Origin of the sequence: Mycobacterium sp. E1747, assembly GCF_001667775.1 — a bacterium.
GTDB lineage: Bacteria > Actinomycetota > Actinomycetes > Mycobacteriales > Mycobacteriaceae > Mycobacterium.
The window spans coordinates 1-21,505 of sequence record NZ_LZJI01000164.1 but is presented as its reverse complement, the minus strand read 5'-3'; the positions used below and the strand labels follow the sequence as shown (position 1 = coordinate 21,505).

Below are 21,505 nucleotides of genomic sequence, written 5' to 3'. Positions count from 1 at the left end.
CGAAGTAACGAAGTGGGTAGCGTTCTCGATATGACGAACGTGCGAATAGTGACCACAGGGGTCGCGGTGGCGACGTTTGCGGCCGCCACAGCGGTGGCCCTCACGCCCGCGACCTCGTCCGCGGACCCGGCTGGCCACCAGGTGACCTACACCGTCACCGCCACCGGCAACCTCACCGGCAACATCCGATACATGAACGCCGACCCGCCCAGCCAGGCCGCCTTCAACGCGAACTCGTCGCAGTTCCTCAACAGCGTGCAGACGGCGTTCGCCGCGGGGCAGCCGCTGGTTTACAACGCGACGTTGAACAACCCGAATCAGTGGGCTTTCGTGAACGCGAGCGGCGGTTGTCACTGGCCGGACTGCGATTCGTCGAACGCGCCGCAGATCCAGTGCCAGATCGCCGTCGACGGTCAGGTCGTGGTGACGCAGAGCGCCACCACCGGAGTGACCTGCTCGACGCGACCCTGGTGAACCGGTAGGCCGCTTAGCGGTGCACCCGCAGCGCGAGGTAGTACTCGTGCCGCCGGGTGTGGTCGAGGGTGTATCCGACCGCCTTGGTGACGCCGTCGTGGTCGGACTCCAGCCAGCGTTCTGTGTGCTGGCGTTCGAATTCCGTCCACGACGGCACCGTGAACCGTTCGAGCACCGTATCGGGATGTTCCAGGCTGTGATAGAGCCCCCAGCTGTGGCCGCCCGTGCGCAGCCGTGAGCGCCGCACGGCGCTCATGGCCTCCACGAAGTCTTGGAGGGTGTCGGTCGCGACGCGATAGCGCACCGTCACCAGCACCGGTCCGTCGTTGGGGCACGGCTCAAACACGACCATGGGCATCGGCCAGGCGCGCGAGATGTCGCGGCTCAGCTTTCCGGTTTCCGGCCGCAGCCCGAGGGGGACGACGCTCAGCGCGGTGACGCCCAGCAGGACCGCCGCCACCGTCAGCGCCACGCCGACCCCTTCGCGCGTAGCGATGACGCCCCAGAGATACGACCCGACCGCCTGTGAGCCCGTGAAGACCAGCAGGTACATCGCCAATCCGCGGGCGCGGACCCAGCGCGGCAGATGCAGTTGCGCCGCGGCGTTCAACGTCGTCAACGTGATCAGCCAGGTCATCCCCGACAACGCCAGGAATGGCGCTGCCGCGGCGAACGGCAGGAAGACCACCGCCAGCGTGGCGGCGCCATACACGCCCGCGCACCCGCCCAGCAGCGTGTTGGGCGGCACCTTCTGGCGCAACGGTGCCGGAACCGCGACGGCGAGCACCGCGCCAACACCGATGGCGCCCAACGCCACACCGTAGCCGGCGGCGCCAAGGTGCCAGGTGTCGGCGGCCGTCAGGGGCAGCAGCGCCAGCAGGGCCGAGCCGGGGAAGACGAACAGGGCCGCGCGCAGCAGGATCCGGCGGAAGATCGGCCCGTTGACCACATAGCCCAATCCGGTCAGGATCGCCTGACCGAGGTGTTCGCGTTCGATGGGCGCGATCTGCTTCGGTCGCCGCCACGTCGCCAGCGCGAAGATGATGCCGACGAACGAGATCGCGTTGATCGCGAAGACCGCGGCCGGGCCGGCCACCGCTAGGACGATGCCGCCGATGGCGGGTCCGACCACCCGGGCGACGTTGACCGAGACGCTGGCCAGCGTTGCGGCGGACGTGATCTGGTCGCGGGGGACGACCTCGGGTTGGATCGCCTGCCAGGCCGGCGCCGTGATCGCCGACGCCACGCCGATCGCCAGGGTGAACAGCAGCAGTGCCGTCGGGGTGAGCCGCCCGAAGTAGGTGAGCCCCGCCAGCGCGAGCGCGACCACCACCGCATACGACTGCAGGACCATCAGCAACCGCCGCTGTTCGAACACGTCGGCGAGCGCGCCGGCGAACAGCGCCAGCACGAGCGTGGGGCCGAGGCTCGCGGTCTGGACCAGTGCAACGACGGTGGCGCTGCTGTGGCCTTCCACCAAGACCCACTGCGCCGCCACGCTTTGCATCCAGGTGCCGACGTTGGAGACGAACTGCGCGACGAACAGGGCGCGGAAAACCTGATTACGCAACGGCGTCCAGACCGATATCCCCGCGCTGTCGGTGCGCTCCTGCGTCGTGTCCGACATGCGAGCCTTTCGCGTCGTGCGGCGGGCTAGAAGTCTAGGTCACCCATGCGACGCGTGCATGACGGCGTCACCGCCGGGGCCGGGCGCCGGGTTCGTGGGCGACGACGACGACCTCGGCCGGCTGGTTGCCGACGGCGCGGAGCGTGTGGCTGACCGAAGCGTCGAAATAGGCGCTGTCACCGGCCCCGAGCGTGAGTGTCTGGTCGCCGTAGCGGAGTTCGACGCTGCCGTCGTGCACGAAAAGGAATTCCTGGCCCCCATGTTCGGGGCGGGGATCGTCGGCGGGTGCTGCGGTGGGACGAACCACGAACGGCGACATCGACTTTCCCAGCAGGGACGACGCCAGTGCCCGGTAGCGGTCGCCGTCGGCGGTGTCGGGCGCCCGGTCGACGGCGATCTTCTCCTGTGCCGCTTCGTCGGAGAATAACCGTCCGACGTCGACGTCGAGGGCCTTGGCCACTTTGAGGGCCACCGCGATCGACGGGGTGCTCTGCTTGCGTTCGATCTTGGACAGGTAGCTCTTGGTCAGCCCCGTCTGGGCGGCGAGCGCCTCGAGGGTCAGGCCGCGTTGGGTGCGGACCGCGCGGAGCAGTGCTGTCACTTGCGACGCCCTCCGATGACACAAGGTTTCCTATCCTGTTACATTGTGTCATATGGCCGGGACGTTCGCCGACTCCAAAACCGACTTGATGCGGCGCGCCGCCGAACAGCTCAGGGCCAACGTCGTGGATCCGGAGCTGACCACGCGGCAGAAGCTGGCGTTGACCTGTCGCGCGTTGTTCGATGCCGGGCATGACTCGGGGCTGGCGGGCCAGATCACCGCCCGGGCGGAGGTGGTCGGCACCTACTACACCCAGCCGCTGGGCCTCGGGTTCGACGAGATCACCGACGCCAACCTGCTGCTAGTGGACGAGGATCTCAATGTCCTCGACGGTGACGGAATCCCCAACCCCGCCAACCGATTTCATAGCTGGATCTACCGCGCCCGGCCCGACGTGCAATGCATCGTACACACCCACCCGTTCCACGTGGCGGCGCTGTCGATGCTCGAGGTGCCCCTGATCGTCTCCCACATGGACACCACGCCGCTCTACGACGACTGCGCCTTCCTCGCCGAATGGCCGGGTGTGCCGGTCGGCAACGAGGAGGGGGAGATCATCACCGCCGCCCTGGGCGACAAGAAGGCGGCGTTGCTGGCGCACCACGGCCAGGTGGTGGCCGGCGCCAGCATCGAGGAGGCGTGTTCGTTGGCGGTCCTGATCGAGCGCGCCGCCAAGCTGCAGCTGGCCGCCATGGCCGCCGGCACCGTCAAGGAGCTGCCCGACACACTCGCCCGCGAGGCGCACGACTGGACGTTGTCGCCGCAGCGCAGCCGCGCCAACTTCGCCTACTACGCCCGCCGGGCCCTGGCTCGGCATCCGGACGCGCTCACCAATTAAGGTCCCGCTCAACGAGATTCGAGGAGATTCGCCCGTGCCCGACATTCACGGCATCATCGCCTACCCGGTGACTCCGTTCGCCGGAGAAGGGATCGCGACCGAACGGCTGGCCGCGCTGGTCGATCGGCTCGTTTCCGCCGGCGTCCACGCGGTCGCGCCGTTGGGCAGCACGGGCGAACTGGCCTATCTGGACGAGCCCGAGTTCGACACCGTGGTCGACACCACGATCGCCACGGTCGCCGGCCGGGTGCCGGTTGTCGTGGGTGTGTCGGATGTGACCACGGCCAAGACCATTCGGCGTGCCCAATACGCGCAGCGGGCCGGCGCCGACGCGGTGATGATCCTGCCGGTGTCGTACTGGAAGCTGTCCGAACGGGAGATCGTGCAGCACTACCGCAGCATCAGCGACGCCATCTCCATCCCGATCATGGCCTACAACAACCCGGCCACCAGCGGCGTCGACATGCCCCCCGAGCTGCTGGTCCGCATGTTCGAGACCATCGAGCACGTCACCATGGTCAAGGAGTCCACCGGCGACCTGACCCGAATGCGGCGCATCGACGAGCTGTCCGGCGGCCGGCTGCCGTTCTACAACGGCAGCAACCCGCTGGTGCTTGATGCCCTCAAAGCCGGCGCCGCCGGATGGTGCACGGCCGCACCATGTTTGCGGGCCCGGCCGTGCATCGACCTGTACGAGGCGGTGCGCGCGGGCGACCTCGACAAGGCGCAGGCCTGCTACGACGACCTCAAGCCGCTGCTGCAGTTCATCGTGGCGGGCGGCTTGGCCACCACGGTCAAGGCCGGTCTGGAATTGCTCGACTTCCCGGTGGGGGATCCGCGCGCGCCGCTGCTGCCGCTCGACGCTGACGGGCGCGCCGAACTGAAGCAATTGCTGGAGAGCTAGCCCAAGCTGGGTGCGGCGAAGGTGTCGCACTTCTTCGGGTCACCGGTCTGGTAGCCGACGGTGAACCAGTGCTGCCGCTGCTCCGACGAGCCGTGCGTCCACGACTCGGGGTTGACCCGCCCGGTCGCTTCCTTCTGAATGCGGTCATCGCCCACAGACGCCGCGGCCGACAAGGCGTCGGAGATGTCCTGGTCGCTCAGTGGCTGCAGGTAGGGCACCCCGGTGCTCTCCTGCTTGACGGTCGACGCGTAATGGGCCCAGATCCCGGCGTAGCAGTCCGCCTGCAACTCCGTGCGCACGCCGTTGCCGCCGGCGCCCTTCGCCCCCTGCTGCGAGCGGCCCAGGATGCCCTGCAACTGCTGGACGTGGTGGCCGTATTCGTGGGCGACCACGTACTCCTGCGCGAACGGCCCACCGCTGGAACCGAATTTGTCGACCAGCTCCTGGAAGAAGGCGGTGTCGAAGTAGGCCGTCTGGTCAACGGGGCAATAGAACGGCCCCACCGCGGTGGTGGCCGGCCCGCAGCCGGTGTCCACCGAGCCGGTGAACAGCCGCACGTGTGGCCGGGTGTAGCCCTGCATCAGCTGTTTCCACACGGCGTCCACGGAGTTGCCGGTGGCGACCACCCGGCACTGCACGTACTTGTTGGCGTCGGCCCCGGTCTTGCACTGGCTCAGGTCGAATCCGGGCGCCGAGTAGCCGCTGGTGTTTCCCTGCTGGTTGAGCACGCGGCCCGGATCGACGCCCAGCAGCAACGCGCCGATCAGGATGAGCAGCCCGAGGCCGCCGCCCCCGATGGCCATCCCCATGCCGCCGCCGGACGACGACGCGGTGCTGGTGTCGATCTGCATACCCTCGTTGAAGCTCATCGCCCGCTCCTAACGCTGCCCGGTCTCGGCGAACCGCATATCCGTGTAGTTGCGCAGGTTGCGCAGGAATCGGCGAAGCCCCAGGTTCAGCAGCGGCCCCACCACGTACATCGCCAGCCGCGCCGGGCCGGCGGGCTTCTGCGCCATGGTCCACGTCAGCCGGCAACCACCGGGAATGGTCTCGACCCGGTAGTCCTCGGCGAACGCCGCGACGGCCTGCGTCGAGCATTCGTTGAACCGAAAAGCCATGTGGCTGAACGGTTCCCAGGCGAGGAATTCCTCGTTGCCGACGAGGCCGCCGCGCATCTCGACGACGCGGGTGGTGCCGACGCCGCGGGGTTCGGGGCTGGTCCAGGTCACCTTGGTGATCACGCTCGCCCAGCGCGGCCAGGACTCCGCGTCGGCGAGGACCTCGAACAGCTGCTCGGGGGTGATGGCGAGGTCGACGCTGTTGCGGAACACGAACGGCGCGCTGTCGACGAAGCTCAGGTCGACGCGGTCGCAGGGGAACATGGAATTAATCTAGCCGGGGCCGTCGCTCGCCGCGGCCAGCAACGGCACAAGGACGTCGCTGATCGGCGTCGCCAGGTTGTGCGCGCGGCCCTTGCGAATGATCACCCCGTTGCGGATGTCCCATTCCATCCGCCGGTGATTCTCCCGGTCGGCCAGAATCGAGGTGCCCATGTCCTCCGGGGCGTGCCGGAACATGCCGGCCAGCTCGTCGACGATGGTGTCGGGCAGCTTGGCGCCCTCGGCCCGCGCGACCGCGAGGCATTCGGCGACGTAGCGCCGCGACAGTTCGGTGACGTCGTCGCGGCGGAACATGCCAGATCGCCGCCCGGACAGCGCCATGAAGCCGGCCAGCGCATTGGTGAGCAGCTTGCGCCACGCGGCGGTGATGAAGTCGGGGTCGCAGTCCACCCGGCACCCCGCCCCGCGCAGCAGCTCGGCGATCGTCTGCGCCGTGGGCCCGCTGGGCAGCACCAGCGTCGGCTCGGTACGCAGCCGCACCCAGCCGTCGGGCTGGGTCTCCGCGGAGTACCACACGATGCCGGGCACCACGGGCGACGACGGACAGTGCGGCTTGACCTGCTCGACCTGCTCCACGCCGTTCTGCAACACCACGACGATCGTGTGCGGGTCGCACAGCCGGGTCAGCCAGCCCGAGGCCGCGTCGTTCTGGGTGGCCTTGACCGCCAGCAGCACGACATCGACCGGACCGGTGACGTCGCTGGGATCGGTGTGAACGGGGCCGGGTACCACGATCGGATCCGCGCCGTCCGGGCGCAATTCGATGCTTTCGCGCGGGGTGCGACCGCACACCAGAACCGGATGCCCGGCCCGGTGTAGCAGCGCGGCGATCGTTGTGCCGACGGCGCCGGGACCGACGAGTGCGATCTTCGAAACAAGGTCTGTGACGATAGGACCGAAATTACCTCCCTCTAGACTGGGCACTCGTTCCAACCGCGGGAAAGGGAGTGTTTTGTGCTGCGCAGCCACGCCGCCGGGTCGCTGAGAAGCGGCGACGCCGGACAGCAGGTGACGCTCGCGGGGTGGGTGGCGCGCCGCCGCGACCACGGCGGCGTCATCTTCATCGACCTACGTGACGCCTCGGGAGTCGCGCAGGTGGTGTTCCGCAACGCTGACGTGCTCGCGCAGGCGCACCGGTTGCGCGCCGAGTTCTGCGTCGCAGTCACCGGTGTCGTCGAGATCCGCCCCGAGGGCAACGCCAACCCCGAAATCGCCACCGGTGACATCGAGGTCAACGTCGCCACCCTGACCGTCCTAGGCGAGAGCGCGCCGCTGCCGTTCCAGCTCGACGAGCCCGCCGGCGAGGAGCTGCGGCTCAAGTACCGCTACCTCGACCTGCGCCGCGACGGCCCGGCGGCGGCGCTTCGCCTGCGCTCCAAGGTGAACGCCGCGGCGCGCGCGGTGCTGGCGGGCCTCGACTTCGTCGAGGTCGAGACGCCGACGATCACCCGGTCGACGCCCGAAGGCGCGCGCGACTTTCTGGTGCCGGCCCGGCTGCACCCCGGCTCGTTCTACGCCCTGCCCCAGAGCCCGCAGCTGTTCAAACAGTTGCTGATGGTCGCCGGGATGGAGCGCTACTACCAGATCGCCCGCTGCTACCGGGACGAGGATTTCCGCGCCGACCGGCAGCCCGAGTTCACCCAGCTCGACATGGAGATGAGCTTCGTCGACGCCGAGGACATCATCGCGATCTCCGAGGAGATCCTGACCGCGCTGTGGGCGTTGATCGGATACCAGATCCCGACGCCCATCCCGCGCATCAGCTATGCCGACGCGATGCGCCGGTTCGGCTCCGACAAGCCGGACATGCGGTTCGGGCTGGAGCTCGTCGAATGCACAGCGTTCTTCAAAGACACCACATTTCGCGTCTTCCAGGCGCCGTACGTGGGTGCGGTGGTGATGCCGGGCGGCGCGTCGCAGCCGCGGCGGACGCTGGACGGCTGGCAGGACTGGGCCAAGCAGCGCGGCCACCGCGGGCTGGCCTACGTGCTCGTCGGCGATGACGGGACGCTGGGCGGCCCGGTGGCCAAGAACCTGACCGACGCCGAGCGAGACGGTCTGGCCGCGCACGTCGGTGCCAAGCCGGGGGACTGCATCTTCTTCTCCGCCGGCCTGCCCAAGCCGTCGCGCGCCCTGCTGGGCGCCGCCCGCGGGGAGATCGCCAGCCGGCTCGACATGATCGATCCCGATGCGTGGGCGTTCGTCTGGGTGGTGGACCCGCCGCTGTTCGAGCCCGCCGACGACGCGACCGCCGCCGGGGACGTGGCCGTCGGCTCCGGCGCCTGGACCGCGGTGCACCACGCGTTCACCTCGCCGAAGGCCGAGTATGCCGAAGCCGTCGACACCGACCCCGGGAATGTGCTGGCCGATGCCTACGACATCGTCTGCAACGGCAACGAGATCGGTGGGGGCTCGATACGTATCCACCGCCGCGATATCCAGGAGCGCGTGTTCGCCGTGATGGGCCTGGACCAGGCCGAGGCCGAGGAGAAGTTCGGATTCCTGCTGGAGGCGTTCACCTTTGGCGCGCCGCCGCACGGCGGGATCGCGTTCGGCTGGGACCGGATCAACGCTCTGCTGTCCCGTGTCGACTCGATCCGCGAGGTGATCGCCTTCCCGAAGACCGGCGGCGGCGTCGACCCGCTCACCGATGCGCCCGCGCCGATCACCGCGCAGCAGCGCAAGGAATCCGGAATAGACGCTAAACCGGAAAAGGTTGACCCGGCATGACCGATGCGCCGGCGACCATCGACGAGTTTCGTTCCGACGGCGGCACGGTGAGCGGCCAGTTCGAGAACGCGGACCTGCTGCTCACCACGACCGCGGCGAAGTCGGGACAGCCCGGGGTCTCGCAGCTGGCCTGCTTCCGCATCGACACGATCACCGGCGCCGCGCCCGGCTTCGCCGAGTACCAGTCCAAGACCAGTCGGGTCATTCCGCTGTTCGAGCTGCAGCGCACCTAGGCCCGTGGGCGCAGCGCGGCGGGCCGGGCCATCTTTTCTTCTGGTCCCCGCGCGTGCGGGCCTCTCGCGGCTGCGTCTGGTGTGGTTCAACCTGGTACAGACCGCCGTGGCCGCAGGCCTGTCGTGGTATCTCGCCCACGATGCCCTAGCGCATCCGCAGCCGTTCTTCGCGCCAATCGCGGCCGCGGTGTCGCTGTCGACGAGCAACGTGCTGCGCGCGCAACGTGCCATCCAGATGATGGTCGGGGTCACTGTCGGAATCGGACTGGGCTCGGTGGTGCAGGCCCTACTCGGCCCCGGCGCGGTCCCCATCGCGGTCGCCGCGTTGGTCGCACTGGCGGCCGCGGTGTTCATCGGGGGTGGCTTCATCGGGCACGGGATGATGTTCGCCAACCAGACCGTGGTGTCGGCCGTCCTGGTGTTGGCGCTGTTTCACAGCGGCCTAGGCTGGGAGCGCATCTTCGACGCGCTGATCGGCGGTGGCGTGGCCATCGTGTTCGCCGTCCTACTGTTCCCCGCCGACCCGCTGAGGGTGCTGCGTAACGCGCGCGTCGGCGTGCTGGGCGTGCTGCACGACGTCTTGTCGGGTGCCGCGGACGTCGCCGTCGGACGCAAAGCGCCGCGACCCGACTGGCCGCTGACGGCGGTCGACCGGGTGCACGAACAGCTCAGCGGACTGCTCGAGGCGCGCACCACCGCCCGCCAAGTGGTGCGGATCGCGCCGCGCCGCTGGGGAATGCGCGACACCGTCCACGCCGCCGATCGCCAAGCCGTGCACGTGGCCATGCTGGCCGTCTCGGTGCTGCAACTGGCCCGCGCCGTCGCCCCTGCCGCGGACGGCTGTCGCCACGCGCCTCCGCAGACCGTGCACACCGTATTGGTGGTCCTCGCGGCCGCGACCGCCCTCGCCGATCCCGATCCGGCCGGCGCGTGCGCGTACATCGCGTCGGCGCGTCACCACGCTTCGGAATTGCAGTCGGCCGCCCACGAGAAAACGCAGTTGATCCTCGCCGACATCGTCGGCGCGTGCGTCGACGACCTGCAGCGGGTCATCGACCTACGACACGGGTGACGCGGTTCAGCGCGAGTCGGCCAGGAACTCCTGGACCAACTTCCTCGGGGCCTGCGTTAGCCACGCCTCGGTGATCAGCTCCTCGAGGTCACGGACCGAGATCGCGTCCAGTTTGACCAGCACCGCCGGGTAGCCGTCGAAATGCGGTGTCGTGAAATAGACCTCCGGCTCGTCGGCGATCAACCCGAACTTGACCCCTTCGTCGGACACCCGCACGCCGAGGATGTCGCCGCCCGGCGGTTCCATACCGCCAGCTGCCAGCGCTTCGCGCTCGGAGGGACGCAGCGGCCGCTCCCACGCCAGCAACTTCTTGCCGACCCGCCAGTCGTGCGGCGACGGCTCCGAGGTGAGTGCCAGCTCACCGACGATGCGGGCGACGTCATACCACGTGGCCACATCTCGATTGTGCTCCCGGTTTGGCGCGCGCGCCGCCCTATTGGCAAACGGCTTCGCGGCGCGGACGGCGCGTAACCGGCCCGCGTGTGATGTGATCAGCCTTGTGCCTGAAGCTGACGCCGGAACCGCCCGCCGCCATCGAGTCACCCACCGCACCCAGTACCGGTACTCCGACGTCGTGACCGGCTCCTACGGCCGCGGCTTCCTCACCCCGCGCGACTCGGCGCGGCAGCGTTGCGTCGCGCACCGGCTGACCATCGACCCGGCCCCCGCCGACGTCTCCACCAGCGTCGACGTCTACGGCAACATCAGCTCGTACTTCCACGTCACCGAGCCGCACCACGCCCTGACGGTCACCAGCGACTCCATCGTCGACGTCTATCCGCCCGCCCCGGGTCGCTATACCAGCGGGCCGGCGGTGCAACCGTGGGAGGACTCCCGCCCGACGGGCGGCAGGGGCGCGCTCGCCGCGGAGTTCACCCTGGACCTGAATCCGCCCGAGATCACCGACGAGATTCGCGACTACGCAGCGCCCAGTTTCGCGCCGCGGCGTCCGCTGGTCGAGGTGCTGCGCGACCTCGCGTCGCGGATTTTCGCCGACTTCACCTACCGCTCGGGGTCGACGACGATTTCCACTGGTGTCAATGCGGTTCTGGCGGCCCGGGAAGGGGTATGTCAAGACTTTGCGAGGCTGGCGATCGCCTGCTTGCGCGCCAATGGTCTTGCGGCCAGCTACGTGTCCGGGTATCTGGCCACCGACCCGCCACCGGGAAAGGATCGAATGATCGGGATAGACGCCACCCACGCCTGGGCGGGAGTGTGGACACCCCAGGAGCCCGGCCAGTTCGAATGGCTGGGTTTGGATCCCACCAACGACCAGCTGGTCGACGAGCGCTACATCATCGTGGGGCGGGGCCGTGACTATGCGGACGTGCCGCCGCTGCGCGGGATCATCTACACCGATTCGGAACACAGCGTGATCGACGTCGCCGTGGACGTGGTGCCGTTCGAGGGGGATGCGCTGCATGCGTGACTTCAACTGCCCCAACTGCGGCCAACGCCTGGCGTTCGAGAACTCCACATGCCTGAACTGCGGTAGCGCGCTGGGTTTTTCGCTCGAGCAGATGGCCCTGATGGTGATCACCGAGGAGAACGCCGGCGAGCACGCTGGTTTCGTGGCCGCCGCCGAGTATCAGTTGTGCGCTAATCTCCGACTGGCGGAATGCAATTGGCTGGTGCCCGTCAACAATCCCCGGCTGCTGTGCACGTCCTGCGCACTGACCACCGTGCGGCCCAACGACGCCGACACCGCCGGCCTGGCCGAGTTCGCCCGGGCCGAGGCGGCCAAGCGGCGGCTGATCGTCGAGCTGCACGAGCTCAAGCTCCCGATCGTCGGGCGCGAAGAAGATCCCGAGCAGGGGTTGGCGTTTCACCTGCTGTCCAGCGCGCACGAGAAGGTGATGACCGGGCACGACAACGGCGTCATCACCCTGGATCTGGCCGAGGGCGACGACGTGCACCGCGAGCAGTTGCGGGTGGAGATGGAGGAGCCGTACCGCACGCTGCTGGGGCACTTCCGGCATGAGATCGGGCACTACTACTTCTACCGGCTGATCGCCCCGTCCAGCGACTACCTGGCGCGGTTCAACGAGTTGTTCGGCGACCCCGACGCGGACTACCAGGAGGCTTTGGATCGCCACTACAGCCAGGGGCCACCCGAGGATTGGCAGGAAAATTTCGTCTCGTCGTATGCCACCATGCATCCCGCCGAGGACTGGGCCGAAACGTTCGCCCATTACCTGCACATCCGCGACACCTTGGACACCTCGGCGTGGTGCGGCTTCGCGTCGGCCTCTGCGACGTTCGACCGGCCGGCGTTGGGCCCCAGCGCTTTTCAGACGATCATCGACATGTGGTTGCCGCTGTCGTGGTCGCTGAACATGGTGAACCGGTCGATGGGCCACGACGACCTCTATCCGTTCGTGCTGCCGGTCGCGGTACTCAAGAAGATGAAGTTCATCCACACCGTGATCGACGAGGTGACCTCCGAAGTGAGGGGACCGGCCGCCATCGCCGGCTGATTGGCTTCGTCCCGAACGGGCACACTGCGGCGATGTGCTTTTCGATGACGGCGGATCTGGTGGTGGGCACCGCGCTGGTGCCGGTCGCGGTGGCGACCCTGCCTGAGGTGAAGCACTGGCGCGAACTGCCTTTTGCATTGTTGCCGACGGTGTTCGCGGTGCACCAGTTCCTCGAGGCGGCCGTGTGGCCCAATCGCCATGTTTCCGCCGGGACGGCAAACTTTGCGTTGCACGCGTATGTCTTCATCGCGCTGCCGTTGCTCCCTCTACTGGTCCCGTTGGCGATCCTGATGCTCGAACCGCGCGGCGCCCGGCTGCGGGTGGCGCCGTTCGCGGTGCTCGGCGCGGTGGTGTCGGCCTACCTCGCGGTCGTCGTCCTTACCAAGCCGGTCGGGGTGACGAGGTGCCCGCACGCGCTCGAATACCAAACCGGCTCCCGCGACAGCTATTTGTGGGCGGTGCTCTACATCGTGGCCGTCATCGCCCGGCGCTGATGTCGGGCTATCGCTCCATAGTGGTGTTCGGTGTGGCAAACCTGGTGGGGCTTGTCCTGGTCGCGGTGCTCTACCTACAGGCGTTCGCGTCGCTGTGGTGCATCTACGCCGCCGTGCTCTCCGTCCTGGCGCTGGTGCATATGCGGCGGCGTCGCCGGCTGCCCGATCCCCACCGCTTCCACGGCGCCCCGCTGGAATCGGCGAGATCGAGCGTGTGATCTGCCGCCCGCTCGAAACAGCGGGCCTTTGGAAATCCCTTGTGTCACTGTGGTTTCAGTGGTCACAATGTGGGGTTTTCTGTCGGTGGGTGTTTCTAGGGTTTGGGGCATGGGTGTCAGTGGTCGTGAGGAGATCGTCGAGGTCATCGACGCGCTCGACGACGACGCTGAGCGCTTGTGTGAGTTGTCTTTTGACGTGCTGACCACCCCGGAGCGGCTGCGCGCCTTGGAGCGGGTGGAACGCGTGGCCCGCATGTTGCGCACCCCGCAGCACGCGTTGATCAACCAGTTGTCGGCGCAGGCCAGTGCCGAAGAGTTGGGCGGCTCGTTGCGGGTGGGGTTGGCTGAGGGGTTGCGGATCACCAAGGCCGAGGCCGGCCGGCGCATCGCCGAGGCCGCCGAGCTTGGGCCGCGCTGGGCGTTGACCGGTGAGCCGTTGGCGCCGCTGTTATGTGCGACCGCGGCCGGTCAGCGCGCGGGGTTGATCGGTGATGGGCACGTCAAGGTGATTCGCGGCTTTTTTGCTCAGCTGCCGGTCGGGGTGGATGTGTTGACGCGGCAGGCCGCCGAGGCCGACCTGGCCGGTAAGGCCACCGGATATCGCCCCGATGAGTTAGCCACCTACGCAAGGCGGCTGCTGGATTGGCTGCACCCCGACGGCGACTTCAGCGATGCTGAGCGGGCCCGCAAGCGCGCAATTACCCTGGGCGCCCAGGACGGTGACGGGATGTCGCGGCTGAGCGGTCTGGTCACCCCGGAGTTGCGGGCGGCGGTCGAGGCCATGCTGGCCAAGCTGGCCGCCCCGGGGGTGTGCAATCCCGACGACGAGACCCCGGTGGTCGACGCGGCCCCCGATGAGGATGCGGTGCGCCGCGATACCCGCAGCCAGGCCCAGCGCAACCATGACGCCTTCCTCGCCGGGCTGCGCGGCCTGTTGGCCTGCGGCGATCTGGGCCAGCACAACGGGCTGCCGGTGTCGATCGTGGTGACGACCACGTTGCAGGATTTGGAGGCCGCTGCAGGTAAGGCTCTGACTGCCGGCGGCACGCTGGTGCCGATGTCGGATGTGATCCGTTGGGCCGGCCACGCCCACCACTATTTGGCGATCTTCGACAAGGGCAGGTCGCTGGCGCTGTATCACACCAAGCGACTGGCTTCCCCGGCGCAGCGAATCATGTTGTATGCCAAGGACCGCGGGTGCACGCGACCGGGGTGCGATGCGCCGGCCTACCACAGCCAAGTCCACCACGTGCGCGGCTGGCAAACCACCGGCCGCACCGACATCGACGACCTCACCTTGGCCTGCGGGCCCGACAACCGGCTCGCCGAAACCGGCTGGACCACCCGCACCAACGTCCGCGGCGAAACCGAATGGATCCCCCCGCCCCACCTCGACCGCGGCCAGCCTCGTACCAACAACTTCCATCACCCCGAACGATTCCTCCGCGACACCGATGACGACGAACCCGTTTGACGTAACAAGCGTCTTGGCCGCGTGTGCTCTCTCGGGCTTAGGCCGGCATCGTCCGGCGGACGTCGGGTCCCCACAGCGGCTGTACGGCCGGCAGCGCGAGCTGCGTGGTCGTGATGACCTCGGCGAGCTCGCGTAGCTCTGCGTGCACCGAATCGAGCAGCTCGGCCAACTCCGTGCGCAACCCGTCCTCGCTGACCTCTTCCAGCTCGGCGGGATGCGAGCGGCGCAGCAGGGTGCCGATCTCCTCCACCAACCGCTCCGGGCGCGACGACCCCGACGCCCCCGGCAGGTCCTTCAGGTTGGCCCGCAGCCGCTCGATCTGATACAGCAACGACCGCGGGTTCTGCGCGTCGAACAGCATCAACTCGGCCACGGCGGCGACGCTCGCCTTGCCGACGGTGCGGCGCCGGTAGATCACCGAGGATTCGCACGCCACCAGCGTCGCCTCGATGATCGTCTGCTCGGCGGTGACGCTGCGGACGGCGGTCAGCGTCGCCCGCAGCAGTGCGGTCAGCCAGAGGCCGCGTTCGATGCGCTTGCCGATGTCCATCATCGACCAGCCCGCGTCGCGCACCATCGACTCGCCGGCCACACCCGCCAGGGTCAGCATCCCGGCCAGCGTCTGCATCTGAGCCGACGCGAGCACCGCGTCGGCCTCGGCGAGCGAGTCGGGCGGCTCGCGCCGCTGTGCCAGCGCGCGTTCCACTCCGGCCAGCACCATCCAGGTGTCGTTTGACATCTGGTCGCGCACCGCCCGGGCGGCCAGCGCCAAGCCCTCCACTGACTGCACCAGGGATCCGGGGTGATCGGGGTCCACGGTCAACGACCACAGCGTCGACGGCGCCACAGCGATCATTTCGGCTGCGTCGCTGGCGCTTTCGTCGGCCCGGCCGTCGGCGCTGGTGTCGGCTCCGGTGATCAGGCCCAGCGCGGCCATCAGCACCGGGACACAGGCGCTCTCCTCAGTGTGCTGCTGATGCCGGTAGACGTGGAACCTGTCGCGGGCCACCAGTAGCAGCCGCGCCATGTTCTCCGCGCGCTCGCCATAGCGCCCGATCCAGAACAGGTCGGACAGCACCCGCGGCGAGCTGACGCCCCAGGTGCCGGCCGCGGTCTTTGCCGGCGGCGGAGGGGATGGCAGACTCACCGCCTCGGCTCGCGCGCGCTCGGTCGGGCGTACCCAGACATCCTTGGCCGCAACGCTTTCCAGCGTGTACGCGGCCGGTCCCGGGGCCAGTACGTAGCCGACGCCGCCGACCATGGGTGCGTACCCGCTGCGCTGGGCGACGTTGAACAACCGCATGCCGACGCCGGCCGACGACAACATCCCGGCGTGGTCGGTGGGTGACGACGAGAACTGCGGCAGCTCCTGGCCGATCCATTGCCATGGCATCTTTTCGATCCGTCCGGCCAATTGCGTCAGCTGGTATGACGAAAGAGTAGGCCCGACAAGGGTTTTCCCACCGACCGTGGACTTCACCAGAAGCGACGACAGATTCGCCAGCAGGTGCGACCGCTCGCCCGGGATGCCACCCCAGTAGACCGGCGCGGTGTGCAGCAGCGGCGTCTCGGACAGCAGGCGCTCGGACAGCTGCGGCAGAAACCGCAACAGCCCAGGGTTTTCCAGGATGCCGCTGCCGAAGGTGTTGACTACGGTCACCGTCCCGCGGTGGCACGCCTCCACCAGTCCGGCCACGCCGAGCCGGGAGTCGGCGCGCAGATCCAGGGGGTCGGCGTAATCGGCGTCCACGCGACGCAGGACGACGTCGACCCGTTTCAAGGTACCCAGCGAGCGCATCCACAATTTGCCGTCGCGCACCACCAAGTCCGCGCTCTCCACCAAGGGGAAACCCAGCAGCGTGGCCAGATACGCCTGATCGAAGGCGGTTTCGGAGAAGATACCCGGGCTGAGGACCACCACCACGGGATCCTGGGCCACGTCGGGCGCGGCGTCGATCAGCGCCAGTCGCAGGGCCTGGGCGAACGGGGTCGTTGGCCGCGGCGCGATCCGCTCGTAGAGGTCGGGAACCGAGTGCGCGACGACGCGCCGGTCGGCCAGCGCGTAGCCGGCGCCCGACGGCGCCTGCGTCCAGTCGGCGTTGACCTGAAAGGCTCCGTCCGGGAGCCGGCTGACGTCGCAGGCGTGCAGGAAAAGCTGGTGGTGGCCTGGGATTTCGATGCCGTTGGCGGCGCGCACGTAGCCGGGATGGGCGAACAGCAGCTCCGGCGGCAGCACGCCCTCGGTGAGCAGGGTGCGGGAGCCGTACAGGTCGGCGAGCACGGCGTCGAGCAGCCGGGACCGCTGCACCAGCCCGGCCTCCAGCAGCTCCCATTCCGCGGCGGACAGCACGATAGGCAGCGTGTCGAGGATCCACGGCCGGGGCTCGAGGCCGTGCCCGCCGGGTTCGACGTCGGTGTAGGTGATGCCGTCGCTGTCGATCAGGCTGCGCACCACCGAGCGCAGCCGGTCCAGCCCCACCCGGCCGCGTTCGGCGATCGTGTCGGCCAGCTCCGCCCAGGCCGGTCGGACGTTGCCGTCCTGGTCGACGAATTCGTCGTAACCGGCGGCCGGGCCGTGCCGCAAATCGAAGAGCGCCTCCTGGGCGCGTGCGGCGCGATATCCGGCCAGCAGGCGGTCGGCATCGTAGCGGTCGTCGTAGCGGTCCTCGTGGCGCCCGCCAGCAGCCGCCGGAGCTGCGCCGGTGCCGAATGTCATGTCCACAAACGCCATTACTGCTGAACGGTACGCACGCGACGCAGGTCGAGGATGCCCGGCGCGCCGATGTCGGTGGAGATGCGCGCCTGCTTTTCCCGGATGTCGGACAAGTCGAGCTTGCCGGGGGTGAAGCCGGTGGCCTCGAAGCGGCGGGCGCGGCGTGCCTCGGCCTCGACGGCGTTGACAGGCGGTTCGTCGTAGGCCCGTCCGCCCGGATGCGCGACGTGGTAGGTGCAGCCGCCGCGCGACGTGCCGGTCGTCAGGTCGATCAACTCGAACTGCAGCGGGACGTCGGTGCTGATCGTCGGGTGCAGCGCGCTCGGCGGCTGCCACGCCTTGAACCGCACCCCGCCCACGTGGATGTCGGGGTTGTCGGTGGCCAGCAGGGGCACCGGATAGCCGTTGACGGTCACCACGTAGCGGTGGCGGTCGGCGCCGATGATGCGGATCTGGATGCGCTCGACCGACGAGTCGACGTAGCGGGCGGTGCCGCTGGCGGTGGCCTCCTCGCCGAGGGTGTTCCACGGTTCGATCGCCCCGCGCAACTCGATCTCCACGCCGTCGAACACCGCGGTGCCGATGCGCGGGAAGCGGAACTCGGTGAACGGGTCCAGCCAGCTGGTCTCGAAGGCGATGCCGTGCGCGCGCAGGTCGGCGGCGACATCGGCGATATCGTGAATCAGAAAGTGCGGCAGCAGGTATCGCCCGTGCAGGTTCGCGCCGTGCCGGATCAGCGGGGCGCGCAGCGGCTCGTCCCAGAACCACGCCACCAGCGAGCGCACCAACAGTGATTGCACCATCGCCATGCGCAGATGCGGCGGCATCTCGAACCCGCGCAACTCCAGCAGGCCGAGCCGGCCGCGGGCGCTGTCGGGGCTGTAGAGCTTGTCGATGCAGAATTCGGCGCGGTGGGTGTTGCCGGTGATGTCGGTCAAGAGATGGCGTAACGCGCGGTCGATCACCCATGGCCGGGGGGCGTTGCCCCCGAAAGGCCCCGAGAGCCGGGTGATTTCGGCGAACGCGATCTCGAGCTCGTAGAGCGCCTCGGCGCGGCCCTCGTCGACGCGGGGTGCTTGGGAGGTGGTGCCGACGAACCGGCCGGCGAACAGATACGACAGCGACGGATGTCGCTGCCAGTACGTCAGCAGGGACACCAACAGATCCGGGCGCCGCAGCAGCGGTGAGTCCGCGGGGGTGGCGCCGCCGAGCGTGATGTGATTGCCTCCGCCCGTGCCGCCGTGGGTACCGTCGACGTCGAAGGACTCGGTGGACAATCTGGCCAATCGCGCTTGCTCGTAGAGGGTTTCGAGCTGCTGGCACTGCTCGGCGAAGCTGCCGGTGGGCGCGACGTTGACCTCGATGACGCCGGGATCCGGGGTAATCGTCGTCGATCTCAGCCGCGGGTCCGGCGGGGGATCGTAGCCCTCGATCACGACCGGGCAGTCGGCCTTGGCCGCGGCGGCCTCGACGCGGGCGATGAGGTCGACGAAGTGGTCCAGCGCCTCGGTGGGCGGCATGAAGAGGTAGAGCAGCCCGTCGCGCACCTCGGCAACCATTGCGGTGGGCGGCGCGGTGTCGGAGACGTCCACCACCGCTTGATCCGGATCCGTCATCAGCGTGACGCCGGCGTTCTGGGGGTCGGCGTCGAACGACGGGCGCGGCGGCCGCCAGCTGATCGAATCCAGGGGCAGGCGCAGACCCGCCGGAGAATCGCCGTGCAACAACACGATCCGGCCGCGGCGCAGCCGCCAGTCGGCGCTGGCCCAACCCACGCCGTCGTCGCGGCGGTGCAGCGGAAGCACGAAAGCCGCTGGGGCCGTTACGGATTCATCGAGGCGGGCCAGCAGCGCCGCCCGGCTGGCGGGGGTGTCCTGGTCGAGGTCATCGGCCGGGTCCACCGGGTCACCCTCGGGTTGCCGCACCTTGGCCGCCAGCCGGTGCAGCGGGTCCTCGTAGACAGGACGCACCTGCGAAAGCGGCAGGCCCAGGCCGTCGGCGAGGCCGGCGAGCACCTGGTAGGCGGCCTCGCCATCGACGGGTTCGGGCCGGTCTCCCCACGGGTCGGCCAGCAGCGCGCCGTTGGTCCACAGCGGTCGCCCGTCGTTGCGCCAGTAGAGCGCGATCTGCCAGCGCGGCAACGGTTCGCCCGGATACCACCGACCCTGCCCGCGTTGGATCAGCCCGTTCGGTGCCCACACCTCCTTGAGGCGGGCGGCCAGGTCGGAGGCGCGTTGCCGCTTGTGCGGCCCGTCGGCGGCGGTGGTCCATTCCTTGGCGACTTGATTGTCCACCGAGACGAACGTCGGCTCGCCGCCGATCGTCAGCCGCACGTCGCCGGCGGCCAGCCGTTCGTCGACGCGCTGGCCGACCTCGCAGATGGTCTGCCACGCCTCGTCGGTGTAGGGCAGCGTGACGCGGGGGTCCTCGTGGATGCGGGTGACGGTGTTGGAGAACTCCAGCACCGACTCGCAGGGCTCGGTGCCACCGCTGATGGGCGCCGCCGAGGCCGGGTGCGGTGTGGCGGCCAATGGGATATGGCCCTCGCCGGCAAAAAGCCCCGACGTCGGGTCGAGCCCGATCCAGCCCGCACCGGGGATGTAGACCTCGGTCCAGGCGTGCAGGTCGGTGAAGTCGGCGGCCGGGCCCGACGGCCCGTCGAGCGCCTCCACGTCGGAGGCCAGCTGCACCAGATACCCCGACACGAAGCGCGCGGCCAGCCCGAGCCGGCGCAGGATCGACACCAGCAGCCACGCGGAGTCGCGGCACGAGCCCACCCCGGTGCGCAGCGTGTGATCCGGTGTCTGGACGCCGGGTTCCATCCGCAGGCTGTAGGCGACGTCGGCGTTGACCGCGCGGTTGAGCGCGACCAGCAGGTCGATGGTGCGCGTGCCCTCGCCCACCGCAAAGTTCTCCACCCAGGCCCGCGTGAGCTCGCCCGGCCCCGACCCCTCGCCCGCTTCGTCGACGGGGCGCAGGTAGGGCTCCAGGTCGTCGGCCAGTTCCTTGGGGTAGGTCAGCCCGGCCCGCCCATCGGAGGGGGTCCAGGTCTCGGCCCAGTCCTCGATGAAGAAGTCGAACGGGTTGATCACCTTGAGGTCGGCGATGAGCCCCACCGTGATGGTCAGCCGGCGCATGGGATTCGGAAAGACAAGGCGCGCAAGGAAATTGCCCACCGCATCCTGCTGCCAGTTGATGAAGTGCTCTTCCGGCTCGATGCGCAACGAATAGGCCTCGAGGGGCGTGCGGCAATGGGGCGCCGGGCGCAGTCGAACGACGTGCGGGAATACCCGAACCGACCGGTCAAAGGTGTAGCTGGTGCGATGCTCCAGCGCGACTTTGATGCTCATAACAAGGTGATTGCATCACACGCGCCACAGGGGCGCAGCGCACCGCAGCCGCGGCTAACAGGGCCGTAACTTGGGGGCGCTTGCTGTGCGATCAGACCTGCGGCGAACCGGGTTGGTAGCCGGACTGCGGCACCGGGACAACCTGGCCCCCGGTCAGCTTCCGGTAGGCATAGGTCAGGATCAGCGCGTCGAGCGGCGCCGTCACCAGCAGACCGACGCCACACGCCAGCGCGCCGGCAACGACCAGGGCCATCACCACCAGCCACACCAGCAGCGAATTGGCGAAATTCGAACCCACCAGCGAGAAGCTGGACGTGAAGCCCTTGATGGCCGACTCCGAGCGATCGACGACGAACAGGATGGTGAACTGCACGAAGAGGCTGAGCACCAGGCCCGGAACCAGGCAGAAGGAGTAGCCGATCGAGGTGAGCACACCGATGAGCAGCGCGGCCAGAAACGCCATCCCCAGGTTGCGGGGCCGAAAGAACGAGCCGATGGTCACGGGGCGCCCGTCGGCGATGTCCAGGCAGCCCGACAGGAAGCCGGCTTGGGCGAACGCCGTGACCAGATAGGTCAGCAGGGTGCCGATGATGAAGACAACCAACCCAGCGCCGGTGAGGTTCGTGGTGAAGTAGAAGCCGTAGTCGTCGGTGGCCGCCGTGTTCGGCGACATGTTCTGGCCCGCGATGTTCACCCCGGTGGCCACGCCGAACAGCAAACCGTACACCAGCGCGGGCACGATCAGCACCAGCGCGTTCTTGGTGAAGGTGTTCCAGGCCCAGCTGGCGGCCTCACCGACGCTGAACCCCGGGGCGGCAGGCGCCCCGTAGCCGGGCTGCGGGTAGCCACCGTACCCGGGCGGGGGCGGCGGCGCGCCGTAGCTGGGCGGCGGGCCGTAGC

General features: G+C 68.8%; 20 protein-coding genes. 11 read left to right on the top strand and 9 right to left on the bottom strand.

Annotated features, from left to right (window positions below; genetic code table 11):
* The first annotated feature begins 30 nt into the window (after nucleotides 1–30).
* Nucleotides 31–474 (top strand): hypothetical protein, encoded by a 444-nt coding sequence (locus A5695_RS16095; RefSeq protein WP_068083883.1) that lies wholly within the window; start codon nucleotides 31–33, stop codon nucleotides 472–474.
* 13 nt (nucleotides 475–487) lie between these two features.
* On the opposite strand, the gene A5695_RS16090 is transcribed toward A5695_RS16095, so the two are convergent.
* Nucleotides 488–2,101: an MFS transporter gene (locus tag A5695_RS16090; RefSeq protein ID WP_068083882.1), complete on the bottom strand. Its 1,614-nt coding sequence runs from the start codon at nucleotides 2,099–2,101 to the stop codon at nucleotides 488–490.
* 67 nt (nucleotides 2,102–2,168) lie between these two features.
* The gene (locus A5695_RS16085) at nucleotides 2,169–2,702 is read right to left on the bottom strand and encodes a helix-turn-helix domain-containing protein (RefSeq protein ID WP_068083877.1); all 534 of its coding nucleotides are present in this window, start codon (nucleotides 2,700–2,702) and stop codon (nucleotides 2,169–2,171) included.
* Nucleotides 2,703–2,754: 52 nt separating this feature from the next.
* Between A5695_RS16085 and A5695_RS16080 the strand changes: the two genes are divergently transcribed.
* The gene (locus A5695_RS16080) at nucleotides 2,755–3,540 is read left to right on the top strand and encodes an aldolase (RefSeq protein WP_068083875.1); all 786 of its coding nucleotides are present in this window, start codon (nucleotides 2,755–2,757) and stop codon (nucleotides 3,538–3,540) included.
* 34 nt (nucleotides 3,541–3,574) lie between these two features.
* Complete coding sequence (locus A5695_RS16075; protein ID WP_068083874.1) at nucleotides 3,575–4,444, top strand: dihydrodipicolinate synthase family protein; 870 nt, start codon at nucleotides 3,575–3,577, stop codon at nucleotides 4,442–4,444.
* Here A5695_RS16075 and A5695_RS16070 read toward each other — a convergent pair.
* Genes A5695_RS16070 through A5695_RS16060 form a run of 3 tightly spaced genes read right to left on the bottom strand, consistent with a single transcriptional unit; the run spans nucleotide 4,441 to nucleotide 6,768 of the window.
* Nucleotides 4,441–5,313 carry a neutral zinc metallopeptidase gene (locus A5695_RS16070; RefSeq protein ID WP_068083872.1) on the bottom strand — a complete coding sequence of 291 codons (873 nt, stop codon included), beginning with the start codon at nucleotides 5,311–5,313 and terminating at the stop codon, nucleotides 4,441–4,443. The two genes, A5695_RS16075 and A5695_RS16070, sit on opposite strands and share 4 nt — an antisense overlap.
* Nucleotides 5,314–5,322: 9 nt before the next feature.
* Nucleotides 5,323–5,826, bottom strand: coding sequence for an SRPBCC family protein (locus A5695_RS16065; RefSeq protein WP_068083870.1), 504 nt, complete (start codon nucleotides 5,824–5,826; stop codon nucleotides 5,323–5,325).
* Between the two features lie 9 nt (nucleotides 5,827–5,835).
* On the bottom strand, nucleotides 5,836–6,768 hold the full coding sequence (locus tag A5695_RS16060; RefSeq protein ID WP_231974866.1) for an oxidoreductase: 933 nt from the start codon (nucleotides 6,766–6,768) through the stop codon (nucleotides 5,836–5,838).
* A 30-nt stretch (nucleotides 6,769–6,798) separates the two neighbouring features.
* Here A5695_RS16060 and aspS point away from each other — a divergent pair, with 30 nt between their 5' ends.
* The 3 genes from aspS to A5695_RS16045 are packed head-to-tail and all read left to right on the top strand — an operon-like array spanning nucleotide 6,799 to nucleotide 9,879.
* The gene (gene aspS / locus A5695_RS16055; protein ID WP_068083868.1) at nucleotides 6,799–8,574 is read left to right on the top strand and encodes an aspartate--tRNA ligase; all 1,776 of its coding nucleotides are present in this window, start codon (nucleotides 6,799–6,801) and stop codon (nucleotides 8,572–8,574) included.
* The gene (locus tag A5695_RS16050; RefSeq protein WP_068083866.1) at nucleotides 8,571–8,807 is read left to right on the top strand and encodes a hypothetical protein; all 237 of its coding nucleotides are present in this window, start codon (nucleotides 8,571–8,573) and stop codon (nucleotides 8,805–8,807) included. The genes aspS and A5695_RS16050 overlap by 4 nt, the downstream gene beginning before the upstream one ends.
* Nucleotides 8,808–8,811: 4 nt before the next feature.
* Nucleotides 8,812–9,879, top strand: a complete 1,068-nt coding sequence (locus A5695_RS16045; RefSeq protein WP_068083865.1) for an aromatic acid exporter family protein — start codon at nucleotides 8,812–8,814, stop codon at nucleotides 9,877–9,879.
* A 6-nt stretch (nucleotides 9,880–9,885) separates the two neighbouring features.
* On the opposite strand, the gene A5695_RS16040 is transcribed toward A5695_RS16045, so the two are convergent.
* Nucleotides 9,886–10,275 (bottom strand): MmcQ/YjbR family DNA-binding protein, encoded by a 390-nt coding sequence (locus A5695_RS16040; RefSeq protein ID WP_068083862.1) that lies wholly within the window; start codon nucleotides 10,273–10,275, stop codon nucleotides 9,886–9,888.
* Nucleotides 10,276–10,366: 91 nt separating this feature from the next.
* Between A5695_RS16040 and A5695_RS16035 the strand changes: the two genes are divergently transcribed.
* The 5 genes from A5695_RS16035 to A5695_RS16020 all read left to right on the top strand — a co-directional run bounded on the left by A5695_RS16035 (nucleotide 10,367) and on the right by A5695_RS16020 (nucleotide 14,542).
* Nucleotides 10,367–11,308, top strand: a complete 942-nt coding sequence (locus tag A5695_RS16035; protein WP_231974865.1) for a transglutaminase family protein — start codon at nucleotides 10,367–10,369, stop codon at nucleotides 11,306–11,308.
* Nucleotides 11,301–12,356: a putative zinc-binding metallopeptidase gene (locus A5695_RS16030; protein ID WP_068083909.1), complete on the top strand. Its 1,056-nt coding sequence runs from the start codon at nucleotides 11,301–11,303 to the stop codon at nucleotides 12,354–12,356. Before A5695_RS16035 ends, A5695_RS16030 begins: the two co-directional genes overlap by 8 nt.
* 44 nt (nucleotides 12,357–12,400) lie before the next feature.
* Nucleotides 12,401–12,850 carry a DUF6629 family protein gene (locus A5695_RS16025; protein ID WP_231974864.1) on the top strand — a complete coding sequence of 150 codons (450 nt, stop codon included), beginning with the start codon at nucleotides 12,401–12,403 and terminating at the stop codon, nucleotides 12,848–12,850.
* On the top strand, nucleotides 12,850–13,068 hold the full coding sequence (locus tag A5695_RS29710) for a DUF6629 family protein (protein WP_231974863.1): 219 nt from the start codon (nucleotides 12,850–12,852) through the stop codon (nucleotides 13,066–13,068). Before A5695_RS16025 ends, A5695_RS29710 begins: the two co-directional genes overlap by 1 nt.
* Nucleotides 13,069–13,177: 109 nt before the next feature.
* Nucleotides 13,178–14,542 carry an HNH endonuclease signature motif containing protein gene (locus A5695_RS16020; RefSeq protein ID WP_068083861.1) on the top strand — a complete coding sequence of 455 codons (1,365 nt, stop codon included), beginning with the start codon at nucleotides 13,178–13,180 and terminating at the stop codon, nucleotides 14,540–14,542.
* 37 nt (nucleotides 14,543–14,579) lie between these two features.
* On the opposite strand, the gene A5695_RS16015 is transcribed toward A5695_RS16020, so the two are convergent.
* The 3 genes from A5695_RS16015 to A5695_RS29110 form a co-directional block, all read right to left on the bottom strand.
* Nucleotides 14,580–17,273 (bottom strand): circularly permuted type 2 ATP-grasp protein, encoded by a 2,694-nt coding sequence (locus A5695_RS16015; protein ID WP_068083854.1) that lies wholly within the window; start codon nucleotides 17,271–17,273, stop codon nucleotides 14,580–14,582.
* Nucleotides 17,273–20,605 (bottom strand): DUF2126 domain-containing protein, encoded by a 3,333-nt coding sequence (locus tag A5695_RS16010; protein WP_068083852.1) that lies wholly within the window; start codon nucleotides 20,603–20,605, stop codon nucleotides 17,273–17,275. The genes A5695_RS16015 and A5695_RS16010 overlap by 1 nt, the downstream gene beginning before the upstream one ends.
* A 91-nt stretch (nucleotides 20,606–20,696) precedes the next feature.
* On the bottom strand, nucleotides 20,697–21,505 hold an 809-nt coding region (locus tag A5695_RS29110), incomplete at its 5' end, for a hypothetical protein (RefSeq protein ID WP_197515508.1).

Bases quoted from the DNA above. Each gene is read 5' to 3' on its own strand.
- A5695_RS16095 (WP_068083883.1), top strand. From the start codon at position 31: ATGACGAACGTGCGAATAGTGACCACAGGGGTCGCGGTGGCGACGTTT.
- A5695_RS16090 (WP_068083882.1), bottom strand. From the start codon at position 2,101: ATGTCGGACACGACGCAGGAGCGCACCGACAGCGCGGGGATATCGGTC.
- A5695_RS16080 (WP_068083875.1), top strand. From the start codon at position 2,755: ATGGCCGGGACGTTCGCCGACTCCAAAACCGACTTGATGCGGCGCGCC.
- A5695_RS16070 (WP_068083872.1), bottom strand. From the start codon at position 5,313: ATGAGCTTCAACGAGGGTATGCAGATCGACACCAGCACCGCGTCGTCG.
- A5695_RS16065 (WP_068083870.1), bottom strand. From the start codon at position 5,826: ATGTTCCCCTGCGACCGCGTCGACCTGAGCTTCGTCGACAGCGCGCCG.
- A5695_RS16050 (WP_068083866.1), top strand. From the start codon at position 8,571: ATGACCGATGCGCCGGCGACCATCGACGAGTTTCGTTCCGACGGCGGC.
- A5695_RS16030 (WP_068083909.1), top strand. From the start codon at position 11,301: ATGCGTGACTTCAACTGCCCCAACTGCGGCCAACGCCTGGCGTTCGAG.
- A5695_RS16025 (WP_231974864.1), top strand. From the start codon at position 12,401: ATGACGGCGGATCTGGTGGTGGGCACCGCGCTGGTGCCGGTCGCGGTG.
- A5695_RS29710 (WP_231974863.1), top strand. From the start codon at position 12,850: ATGTCGGGCTATCGCTCCATAGTGGTGTTCGGTGTGGCAAACCTGGTG.
- A5695_RS16020 (WP_068083861.1), top strand. From the start codon at position 13,178: ATGGGTGTCAGTGGTCGTGAGGAGATCGTCGAGGTCATCGACGCGCTC.
- A5695_RS16015 (WP_068083854.1), bottom strand. From the start codon at position 17,273: ATGGCGTTTGTGGACATGACATTCGGCACCGGCGCAGCTCCGGCGGCT.
- A5695_RS16010 (WP_068083852.1), bottom strand. From the start codon at position 20,605: ATGAGCATCAAAGTCGCGCTGGAGCATCGCACCAGCTACACCTTTGAC.